The organism is Kitasatospora sp. NPDC001603, assembly GCF_040298365.1.
Lineage (GTDB): Bacteria > Actinomycetota > Actinomycetes > Streptomycetales > Streptomycetaceae > Kitasatospora.
The window spans coordinates 183552-194305 of the sequence record NZ_JBEPAA010000007.1 but is presented as its reverse complement, the minus strand read 5'-3'; the positions used below and the strand labels follow the sequence as shown (position 1 = coordinate 194305).

Genomic DNA, 10754 nt, shown 5'->3' with positions numbered 1-10754 from the left:
GGTGATCTCGCCGAAGCCGGCCGCGGCGTTCGCCTCCAGCGTCCGGCGCAGCTCCGGCTCCAGGAAACGGCTCTTCAGCGAGCCGCGCCACTCGGGCGGCGGGGCGGCCGGGGCCGCGGCGGCCCCCGCGCCGACCCCCGGCGGCGCCAGCGCCGCCCAGCCGCCGACCACCCCGCAGGGCGCGGTGAGCGGCCTCTACGGCGAGGAGCCGGGCGCCCGTTCCCCCGCCGCCCCGCGGGCCACCGCGGAGCCGCTCACCAGGGCCGCGATCGTCGAGCGGGCGCAGAGCTGGCTCGCCCAGAAGGTCCCGTACAGCATGAGCCGCTTCTGGTCCGACGGCTACCGCCAGGACTGCTCCGGCTTCGTCTCGATGGCCTGGGGCCTGGACGGCAGCCAGACCACCTGGACACTGCCCGACTTCGCCGACCGGATCACCAAGGCGGACCTCCAGCCCGGCGACATCCTGATCTACAACAACCCGGCCAACCCGCAGGCCGGCTCGCACGTGACCCTCTTCGGCGGCTGGACGGACTCCTCCCGCACCCGCTACCTGGCGTACGAGCAGACCTCCCCCGGCACCACCCGGCGGGACACCCCGTACGCCTACTGGAGCAACTCCGCCTCGTACCTCCCGTACCGCGCCAAGGCGCTCTCCACCACCGGCAGCAGCAACGACGGCGCCGGCTCTGCGTCGACCGCCTTCCCGGGCGCCGACAAGTTCGGCCCCGGGGCGAACAACGCCCACGTCACCGAGCTCGGCCGGATGCTGGTCGAGCGCGGGGGCGGCCGGTTCTACACCGAGGGCCCCGGCCCGCGCTGGGGCGAGGCCGACCGGAAGGCCACCGAGGCCTTCCAGCTCGCCCAGGGCTGGCGCGGCAGCGAGGCCGACGGCCTGCCCGGCAAGGACACCTGGAACTACCTGGTCGCCCACAAGGGCCGCGACATCCCCGCCGCCGCCACCCGGCTCCCCCCGCCCCCGGTCACCCCCGGCGGCGACACCGCGGTGCCCGCCTTCCCGGGCGGCGACCGGTTCGCCCCGGGCGCCGACAACGCGTCCGTGACGCGGCTCGGCGAGCAGCTGGTCCGCAGGGGCTTCGGCCGGTTCTACACCGAGGGCCCCGGCCCGCGCTGGGGCGAGGCCGACCGGCTGGCCGTCCAGGCCTTCCAGCTCGCCCAGGGGTGGAGCGGCGCCGAGGCGGACGGCTACCCCGGGCCGGACACCTGGCACCGGCTGTTCGCGCCCTAGCCCTCCCGGTGCCCGCCCTCCAGGGGAAGGCCGGGCGGGCGGCCCGACATCCAGTGGAAGAGACCCATCGCCACGCTGGTCGCCAGGTTGAAGCTGGAGACGCCGGGCTGCATCGGCACCGCGACCAGCCGGTCCGCCCGCGCCTTCAGCTCTGCCGAGACCCCGTGCCGCTCGGTACCGAAGGCCAGCAGCGCGTCGTCCGGCAGGGCCACCGTCCGGATGTCCGAGCCCTCCGGGTCCAGCACGTACAACGGGCCGGCGGGCAGCTCGGGCAGCTCCAGCCGCTCGACGGCGGTGGCGAAGTGCAGGCCGGCGCTGCCCCGCACCACGTTCGGGTGCCAGGGGTCCAGGTCCCCCGTGGTCACCACGCCGGTGGCGCCGAAACCGGCCGCCAGCCGGATCACCGCGCCCACGTTGCCCAGGTTGCGCGGATTCTCCAGCAGCACGACCGGCGCCGTCCGGGGCCGCCGGCCGAGGGCCGCCAGGTTGGCCGCGCTGGTCGGGCGCCCGGCCAGCGCGACCACCCCGGTGGGGTGCAGCCTGGGCACCAGCGTCCGCAGCGCCGCCTCCGGCAGCTCCACGGCCAGGGCGGCCACCGCGGGGGCGACGTCCTCGGCCAGCTCGGCGGCGAGCGCCAGCAGCGCGGCCCGGTCGGCGGTCAGCACCTGCCGGACGTCCCCACCGAAGCGCAGCGCGTGCTTGAGCGCGTGGAACCCGTCCAACAGCACCGTGTCCGGCGCCGCCGCGCCCGCCCGCCACTCCCGCACCCGCTCGTCGTCCATGACGCCCACTCTGCCACCCCCGCCCCACCGCCCCCGCCGGGGCGGCCGACCGCCGGCCGAGGCCCGCAGGTGCCCGGCCCGCCACGCCGCTCCGACCGGCGCTCCACGACGTGCCCGCAGCGTGCCCGCCGGCCCGCCGGACGGCTACCGCCCGACCGCCCGCGGCTACCGCGCCGTGGACTCCTGCGCGCGCTGCGCCGGGGTGGCCGAGGCGCCCCCGCGCAGCGCGCGCTCCAGGTCCTTCAGCGCCTGGAGCAGCAGCCGGCTGCTGGTCCGGACGACATCGCGCTGGACGCTCGCCGGCGCCTGCGCCAGCCGGTCCTCCAGCCCGCGCTGCGCCTCCCGCACGGCGTCGAACTCCACCGGGCGGTCGGTGAGCAGCGCGGCCGCCGCGAGCGCGGTGGCCAGCCGCAGTTCCTCGGCGAACTCGGCGGCGCCCGGCACCGGGTCGGCGTCGGCGGTGGGCAGGTGGGCCTCCAGCAGCACGGCGACCCGGCCCAGGTGGCCGACCGCCGCCCGGGCCCGGTCCAGCTGGCGGCGGCTCACCCCGGGCAGCCCGGAGGCGTGCCGGCCGGGCTCGGCGTCGGCCCGCTGCATCGCCTGGAGCAGCTCGGACCGGGCCTCCCGGGAGTCCAGCAGCGCCGAGCGGACCTCCCGCCCGCGCGGGGCGCCCGGGTCCTCGTAGACGGCGAGCACCGCGGCCGCGTAGCGCCCGGCGGCGGCCAGCCACTCGGCCAGCCGCTCGCCGAGCCGGGCGGTCTGCCAGGTGGGGAAGAGCGCGTAGGCGAGCAGCGCGACGGAGCCGCCGAGGAAGGTCAGTCCGACCCGCTCGAAGGCGGTGACCAGCGGGTTCCCCTCCTGGAGGCCGAGCAGGAAGACGACGTAGGAGGAGATGCAGACCGTCATCAGCGCGTAGCCGGTGCGCAGGGTGAGGTACGCGCCGCCGATGCAGAGCACCGCGAGCGCGGCCAGCACCCACTCGCCGGGGTGGGCCAGCTGCACGACCAGGGTGGAGACCGCGACGCCGACCATCGTCCCGGCCAGCCGGGCCACGCCCCGGCTGTAGGTCTGCGCGAAGTCGGGCCGCATCACCATGGCGGCGGTCATCGGGGCCCAGTAGCCGTGCTCGAAGCCGAGCAGCCGGGCGAGCAGGTAGGCGAGCACCACGACCGCGGTGAGCCGGACGGCGTGCTGGAACACCGCCGAGTGCGGCTGGAGCTGGCGCCGCACCGCTCGCAGGGCGACCGGCAGCATCCGGGAGAGCGGCGGTTTGAGCAGCGCCCCGCCGGCGCCGACCACCGGCGTGCTGATGGTGTCCTCGTCGCCGCGCTCCAGGGCGTCCGCGGCCTTGCGCAGCAGCCCGGCCAGCCGGCGGGCGGCCCGTCGGCTGGCGCCCTGCAGCTCCGGCCCGTCGGCCGGCGCGGCCAGCGTGAGCGCCGGTGCGGAGCGGGGCAGCTGCAGCGGATCACCGGTGCGGACGGCCCGCGCCAGCGCGTCCATCGCCTCGGCGGCGGCGGCCAGCACGGCCCGGGCCCGGTCCCGCTCGGGCCCCTCCTCGGGGGCGCCGACCTTGGGGTCGGCGATCGCGGCCAGGGTCGGGCGGACCCGCTCGGCGATGCCGCGCAGCCCGCGCAGCTCGGGCGGCCGGCGGCGGTCCTGCCAGGGCGTCAGCGCGGCCGCGTGCCGGGCCGTCATGAACGGCGCCGGGTCGACGTGCGCGGTCGGGTCCTGGCGCAGCCGCCGGGCGTAGTCGGCGAGTTCGGCGTAGGTGTCGGCCAGCGCCTCGCGCTGGGCGGTCCAGCTGCCGATCGGCCAGAACGTGATGACGGCCGCCTGGACGACGCCGCCGAGGGCGCAGACCAGCCCGTGGCCGAGCGCGGCGGGCACGCTGACCGGGAGCTGGACCACGACCAGCATGACCGAGAGGGTGTTGGCGGCGACCACCCCGGCGGTCGGCCCGATCGCCCAGGCGAGGCCCGCCCCGAAGGACCAGACCGCGAGCAGCACCGGGAACGCCCCGTACACCCCGGCCGCCAGGTACCCGAGGAAGGTACTGGTGCCGAGACCGATCCCGGCCGCGACGGCGAGCGTGGGCCGGGGGCGGAAGCTGCGCTGGAAGGTGGCCGTCCCGGCGATGAACGCGCCCATCGCGGCCGAGGTGGCGAGCCGGGGCCCGCCCAGGGCCAGGGTCGGGAAGAGCACCAGGGCGACGGCGACGGCCCCGCGGGCCGCGCGTTTGGGGTCGGTGAGCGCCCGGTCCAGGGTCAGTCCGGTCCGCGCGGTGTCTCGGAGTGCGGCAAACCAGGACATGGCGGTCAGCTTAGGGGAGCGGCTCCCTCCGGGAGCGCAGGCTCCCGGCACGCGCCACCAGGCTCCGGGACCGTACCGCCAGGCCACCGACGTGCGCGGCGGCCCAGCGCAGCACCCCGGTCGGCAGGAAGACCGCGTCCGCCGCGACCATCGCCAGCGAGAACACCGGCAGCCCCAGCAGCACCGCGATCCCCAGGTGTTCGGCCATCATCACCGCCAGCAGCACGTTCTTGATCCGCCGGTCGACCAGCGTGAACGGGAACGCCACCTGGAGCAGCACCGTCCCGTAGGAGACCAGGAAGACCGGCAGCAGGGCCGAGCCGACCAGCCCGGACAGCCCCGGCCAGGGCGTGAAGTAGTCCAGGTGCAAGGGGTAGTAGAGCGCGGTGCCGTCCTGCCAGCGCGAGCCCTGCACCTTGTACCAGCCGGCCGTGGCGTAGATCAGCACCACCTCGGCGGCGATCACCAGCATCGCGCAGTTGTGCACCATGTTCGCCAGCGCGTCCAGCACCGCGCGCGGCTCGCCGTCCGGCCGCAGCCGCCCGAGCAGCCACCAGAGCGCGGCCACCGCCCACAGGCCCCAGAACACCGGCGCCCAGCCGACGTGCGGGAAGGTCGCGGCCGTCCAGGTCAGGCTGTCCCCGGAGAAGTCGCCGAGCTGGCAGACCAGCAGCACCGCCCCCAGCACCGCCCAGAGCAGCACCCCGCTCCGGCCGGGGGCCGGCCGCCGGGCGTCCAGCGACCAGACCCGCGCGCAGCGGGTGAAGACCAGGTAGACGGCCATCAGGTGGACGACGTTGTCGCCGCCGTCGCCGAGGAAGACGTTGCGGTTCTGCAGCGACAGCACGGTGACCAGGAACAGCACGGTGCTCGCCCTGGTCCGCCAGCCCAGCAGGACGGCGAGGGCGGCCAGCACCGCCAGGTGGTAGACCAGCTCGAACCAGAGCCGCCCGCCGAACCACGGCAGCACCGTCAGCGCGCCGTTGTCCGCCAGCAGCCGCTCGGCCAGGTCGAGCGACCACGGCGAGGTGTCGCCGTAGAGCACCCGCCGGTGGGGCCACTCGCGCAGCAGGAAGGCCAGCCAGACCAGGCCGAAGCCGATCCGCACCGCGGCCGCCTGGTGGCGCCCGAGCGCCTGACCGGTGAACGCCGCGAGGGCCCGCCCGAGGGCGGCGCGGGGGCCCGCACCGGGCCGTCCGGGGGCCGGGAGCGCCGGCGCCTCCGGCCGCGGCTGCCGGGGGATCCCGTCGAGCAGCTCCGGCCCGACCGTCGGGGGCACGTCGCTCACCCGAGCCCCCGGAAGTCCTCGTCGCCCACCGGCCACCACGGCAGCTCGCGGACCTTCGGCGCGGGCGGCGCGGCCTCCCCGCTCCAGTCCGGCGGCGGGACGGTGGCGGCCGTCACCCGGAACTCGATCTGCAGGATCCGCTCGCCGTCGACGCTCCGGCCGATCCGCTGCAGCGCGATCCGCTTCAGGTACTGCTCGGCCAGCTTGCCGCGCGGGTTGGTCAGCGAGTCGTCCTGCGCGCTGTGCGAGCCCTCGTAGAAGTCCCAGGCCCGGCGGAGCAGGTTCTGGTCGGCGTGGCTGGGCGCGGGGTTGCCGCGGATCGCCGCGACGTCCCGGGCGGTCAGCCCGGTCCAGTCGTGGGTCCTGGTCGCACCGCCGTCCGCGACCGTGCGCACCCGGGCGTCCAGACTGACGTTCTGCTGGAGCGGGTTGGGGGCGAACAGCTTCCAGTTCTGCTCGAACTCCGGGTACACCAGGCCGTCGACCTGCTCCCGGTACTCCCGGGAGGCCGAGTTGGCCGGGGCCACGTGCAGGAACACCGCGGCGAGGAAGAGCCCGGTGCCCGCGACCAGCACCGCGCCGGCCACCCCGAGCACGGCCAGGGCCGGCCCCGACCAGGGCCGCCCGGCGGGCGGCGCCCCGGTGTCCTCGGTCCCGGCCATGGCATCGTCTCCCCAGCCTCCGGCCGGGAGGGTCCCACCCTGCCGGACGTACGCCGCCGGTCCCGTCCCGGCTCGGTCGAGCGCCCATCCTGCCCTACCCGGGCGCCGGCGGTCCCGGCGGCGGGGGAGGCGGCCGCACCGCGCCCCCGGGGGACGGACTAGAGGACGAAGGCGTCCCGGCCGTCGCTGCTCACCATCGGGCGCCCGGCCGACTCCCACGCGTACATCCCGCCGTCCACGTTGACCGCGTCCCGGCCGTTCTGCACCAGGTACTGGACGACCTGCGCGGAGCGCCCGCCGACCCGGCAGAGCACGTAGAGCCGCTCGTCCGGCAGCTCGGCGAGGCGGGCGATCACCTGGCCCATCGGGATGTGCAGCGCGCCGTCCACGTGGCCGGCGTCCCACTCGTCCTGCTCCCGGACGTCCAGCAGGGCGGCCTCGGCGGGGACGGCGGCGGCTTCGGCGGTGGGGATCTGCGGGAACATCGTCTGACTCTCCTGGGGCTCGGTCCGGTGGGCCCCATTGTCTCCCACCGGCTGCCCGCCGAGCAGCCGTTCCAGCTCGGCCTGCTGGGCCGCGGCCTTGGCCAGCAACTGGTCGGCGAGCTCCTCCAGCAGCCCGTCCGGGTCCTGCGGGGCGAGCGCGAGCAGCTGGCCCATCGCGGTGTTCTCCAGCCTGACCTGCTCGGTGGCGGTCTCGGCGATCTTGGCGGTGAGCCACTCCAGCCGCCGGCGCAGCCAGCCGAGCCGGTCCGGGGCGTCCACCGCGGGCGCCGCCTCGGGGGCGGTGGACCACTCGGCGGCCAGGCCCTCCAGGGCCTCGGTGTCGCCGTACGCGTAGGCCTCGTTGACCCGGGCGATGAAGGCCGCCCGGCGCAGCTGCTCGGCCGGGTCGGTGGTCAGGTCGGGGTGGGCGCGGCGGACGAGCTCGCGGTAGACCCGCTGGGCGTCCCGGCCGGGCCGCACCCGGGCCGGCGCGGCCGGCGGCGCGGTGGCCGCGTCCTGCTCCTGCACGCTGTCGAACAGCGCGTCCAGATCGGGGAGTTCGTCCACCCGCAGGCGCGCCTCGGCGGCCCGCCGGAGGTCCTCGGGGTGCCCGGTCCGGGTGGCCACCGTCTCGGCGATCAGCGCGTCCAGCTCGTCCAGCCGGGCGTAGAGCGGGCCGAGGAGCTGATGGTGGATCAGCGCGAAGTTGTCGATCTCGACCCGCAGCGTCTGCGTGTCGACGTCCATGGTCAGCCAGGCGAGTTCGGCGGCGGCGACCCGCTCCTCCAGCTCCTGCTGCTCCGGATCCGTCCAACGGGCGGGGCTCTGCGCGGTCACGTCTCGCCTCTGTCTCGTCCTGCCGGCTCGTCCTGCTGCCGTGCCCTCCGCCGTACCGGGAGCGGCACGCCCGCCCCGCGGGGCGGCCCGGCCTGCCACCCTACCTCCGTGCGCGCTGCTCCTCCCGGGTGGACGAGGAGCGCGGCCGGCGGCGCACACCCGTGCCGCTCAACTGATACTGATGAATCTCCCCGTTTCGCTATCGAGCCCGGCCCGGTCCGTGCTTCGCTGGTACGCACAGCGTGCCTCCTCCAGAGAGACGGCCACCTCCAGGCGTGGCGGCCAGGCGGGAGCAGACCGAATCCATGGTGGACGAGCCCAACTCAACACCGCGTCCGGCGGCCGGCACGGCCGGGTCCGGGGCCTTACCGGGCGACCAGCCCTCAGGGGTGGTCGCGCTGGTCCGGCTCGCCCTCGTCCTGGTCGACCGGACGGGCCGGATCGCGCAGTGGAGCAGGTCCGCCGAGGAGTTGTTCGGGCACCGCGCCGACGTCACCCACGACCGGCCCGCCTCCGGCCTGCTGCCGGCCGTCGAGCCGCGCAGCGTCCCCGGCCCGGCCGCCGCCCCCGCCGTCCGGCACCGCCGCGACGCGCTGGACACCCTGGCCGAGCTGACCTCCGGCGGCCGTCCGTGGGCCGGGCAGATGCCGGTCGTCGACCGCGAGGAGCACCTGCGCGACGTGCTCTGGTGGGCCTATCCGCTGGCCGGCCGGACCGGCGGGCTGCTGGCCCTGGCCGCCGACGCCCGCCCGCTGCGCTCCACCGGGCCGCGGCTCGCGCTCGGCGAGCGCCTGCTGCCGTTCGCCGCCACCCCCGCCGCCCGGGGCGGCTTCCACCGGCTCACCGCCGCCCTCACCGCGCCCGGCCGCCCGGTGCCCGAGCCGCTCGCCCGGCTGCTGCCGGCCGGCTCCGGCGACCGCCCGGCCGCGCTGCTCGACGCGCTCGCCCGGGCCGGTCTGCCCGCCCTGCGGCTGGACGCCGGCACCGTGCTCCCCGTACTGCCGGCCGATCCGCAGGCCGGCACCGCGCACGCGGCGGCGGGCATCGGCCGCCGCTACCCGACCGCCCAGCAGCGGGCCGCCCGGCTCGGCCCGCCCCCGCAGCCCGAGCAGCCCACCCCCGGCCGGCGGCCGGCCGGTCCACTGCCCGTCCAGCGCGAGGCCGCCGACCGGCCCGCCGCCCCGGCCGCCCGGCCCGCCGGCGCCGCGGGCGCGGCCTCGGCGGCCGCCCCGGCCGTCCCCGCCCCGCCCAGAGGAGGCGCCACCATCGAGCAGGCCGCCGTCGAGTCGTCCGCCCCCGGGCATCTGGTCCACCGCGGTGACCAGGCCCCGCCCGGCGCCGTCCCCTCCCCCGCCGAGGCACCGTGCGGCCCGGGCGCCGCGTCGGGCGCCACCGCGTCGGGCGGCCGGCTCTCCCCGTTCCTGACCAACGGCCAGGCCGGGGAACAACTGGCCCTGCTGGGCGAGGTCGGCGGCAAGGTCGGCACCACCCTGGACCTCGGCTTCACCGCGCGCGAGCTCTGCCAGGTGCTCGTCCCCCGGGTCGCCGACTTCGCCTGCGTCGACCTGGTGGACGGCCTGATCTCCGACTCCGAGCTACCCGAGGCCCGGCCGGACGACGACACCATGCTGCGCCGGGTCGCCCTGGCCAACAACGACTCGACCGGCGAGTGGGACCACGTCCTCGCCGAGGGCTCGCTGGTCGCGATGCCCCGGCACACCCCGCCCGGGATGGCCCTCCAGCTGAACCAGCCGGTCCTGGTCCCGGTGATCAGCGAGGACGTCGCGGTCGACTACGCCGCCGCGCTGGGCGGTGTCCGGCTCGCCCCGGTGGTCTCCGGCCGCTCGATGCTGGTCGTGCCGCTCTCCGCCCGGGGCACCGTGCTCGGCATCCTCAAGCTGCTCCGGCTGCCCGACCGCGCCCCCTTCGACGAGGGCGACGCCGCCACCCTCAAGGAGCTGGCCGCCCGCGCCGCGCTCTCGCTGGACAACGCGCGGCTGCACCGCGCCGAGTCCAAGGTCGCCACCGTCCTGCAGCGTTCGATGATCCCGACCCGCCCGCCGCAGATCCCCGGCGTGCAGATCGCCCACCGCTACCTGCCGGGCGACTCCAAGGCCGAGGTCGGCGGGGACTGGTTCGACGCGATCCAGCTGCCCGGCAGCCGGGTCGCCCTGGTGGTCGGCGACGTGATGGGCCACGGCCTGCACTCGGCCGCCGCGATGGGCCGCTTCCGCACCGCGATGCAGACCCTCGCCGCCCTGGACCTGCCGCCCGGCCAGCTGCTGCGCCACCTGGACAACCTGGCCCAGAAGCTCGGCGACGACCATCTGGCCACCTGCCTGTACGCGGTCTACGACCCGATCAACCGGACCTGCGAGCTGGCCAGCGCCGGCCACGTCCCGCCGGTGCTGGTGCACCCGGACGGCACCGGCGAGCTGCTGGAGATCCCGGCCGGCGCGCCGATCGGCGTCGGCGGGGTGCCGTTCGTCGCCAAGACCATCGACGTCTCGGACGGCTCGATGCTGGTGCTCTGCACCGACGGCCTGGTCGAGGTCAGGGGCGGCGACATAGGTACCGGGCTGGCCGCGCTCTGCGGCAATCTGATCGACCCGCAGCGCAGCCCCGAGGAGGCCTGCGACGTCGTCCTGGACCGGCTGCACTCGGACGACCGCAAGGACGACGTCGCCCTGCTGGTGGCCCGCTTCGACGGCGTCGCGCCGACCGAGGTGGCCACCTGGGACCTCACCGTGGACCACCGTGAGGTCGGCCGGGCCCGCGCACTGGTGCGCGAGCAGCTGACCGGCTGGCACCTGGAGGGGCTCCGCGACACCACCGAGCTGCTGGTCAGCGAACTGGTGACGAACGCCGTCCGGGTCGCCCGGGACCGCGTCCAGCTCCAGCTGATCCGGGTGGACAAGCTGCTGGTCGAGGTCAGCGACGACAACCACAACCTGCCGTCGCTGGAGCCCGCCGAACAGCTCGGCGAGACCGGCCGCGGCCTGACGCTGGTCACCAAGCTCGCCGAGCGCTGGGGCACCGCCCGCAAGGCGGTCGGCAAGGTGGTCTGGTTCGAACTGCCGCTACCGCCCCCCGGCTGAGCGCCGGGTGCGGGCCCCCGCCCGCGCCCGGCCGACCGGCCCCGCC

7 protein-coding genes are annotated in these 10754 nt (G+C 76.7%); 2 read left to right on the top strand and 5 right to left on the bottom strand.

Translation table 11 applies throughout. The features are described from left to right. Position 1: 1 nt before the first annotated feature. Complete coding sequence (locus ABT263_RS07730; RefSeq protein ID WP_352288620.1) at positions 2-1246, top strand: peptidoglycan-binding protein; 1245 nt, start codon at positions 2-4, stop codon at positions 1244-1246. Here ABT263_RS07730 and ABT263_RS07725 read toward each other — a convergent pair. From ABT263_RS07725 to ABT263_RS07705, 5 genes are all read right to left on the bottom strand, one after another. Beyond that, positions 1243-2028: a TrmH family RNA methyltransferase gene (locus ABT263_RS07725; RefSeq protein ID WP_352288619.1), complete on the bottom strand. Its 786-nt coding sequence runs from the start codon at positions 2026-2028 to the stop codon at positions 1243-1245. The two genes, ABT263_RS07730 and ABT263_RS07725, sit on opposite strands and share 4 nt — an antisense overlap. 165 nt (positions 2029-2193) lie before the next feature. Then, entirely contained in the window at positions 2194-4338 is a 2145-nt protein-coding gene (locus tag ABT263_RS07720) for an FUSC family protein (protein WP_329488830.1), read from the bottom strand. A 10-nt stretch (positions 4339-4348) separates the two neighbouring features. Beyond that, positions 4349-5626, bottom strand: a complete 1278-nt coding sequence (locus ABT263_RS07715) for an HTTM domain-containing protein (RefSeq protein WP_352288616.1) — start codon at positions 5624-5626, stop codon at positions 4349-4351. Next, complete coding sequence (locus ABT263_RS07710) at positions 5623-6288, bottom strand: DUF5819 family protein (protein WP_329488828.1); 666 nt, start codon at positions 6286-6288, stop codon at positions 5623-5625. Before ABT263_RS07710 ends, ABT263_RS07715 begins: the two co-directional genes overlap by 4 nt. A gap of 158 nt (positions 6289-6446) precedes the next feature. Beyond that, positions 6447-7610, bottom strand: a complete 1164-nt coding sequence (locus tag ABT263_RS07705) for a rhodanese-like domain-containing protein (protein WP_329488827.1) — start codon at positions 7608-7610, stop codon at positions 6447-6449. A gap of 305 nt (positions 7611-7915) precedes the next feature. Here ABT263_RS07705 and ABT263_RS07700 point away from each other — a divergent pair, with 305 nt between their 5' ends. After that, on the top strand, positions 7916-10708 hold the full coding sequence (locus ABT263_RS07700; RefSeq protein WP_352288615.1) for a SpoIIE family protein phosphatase: 2793 nt from the start codon (positions 7916-7918) through the stop codon (positions 10706-10708). Positions 10709-10754 lie beyond the last annotated feature (46 nt).

Coding starts and splice junctions, on each gene's coding strand:
- ABT263_RS07725 (WP_352288619.1), bottom strand. CDS start 2,028: ATGGACGACGAGCGGGTGCGGGAGTGGCGGGCGGGCGCGGCGGCGCCG.
- ABT263_RS07710 (WP_329488828.1), bottom strand. CDS start 6,288: ATGGCCGGGACCGAGGACACCGGGGCGCCGCCCGCCGGGCGGCCCTGG.
- ABT263_RS07700 (WP_352288615.1), top strand. CDS start 7,916: ATGGTGGACGAGCCCAACTCAACACCGCGTCCGGCGGCCGGCACGGCC.
- ABT263_RS07720 (WP_329488830.1), bottom strand. CDS start 4,338: ATGTCCTGGTTTGCCGCACTCCGAGACACCGCGCGGACCGGACTGACC.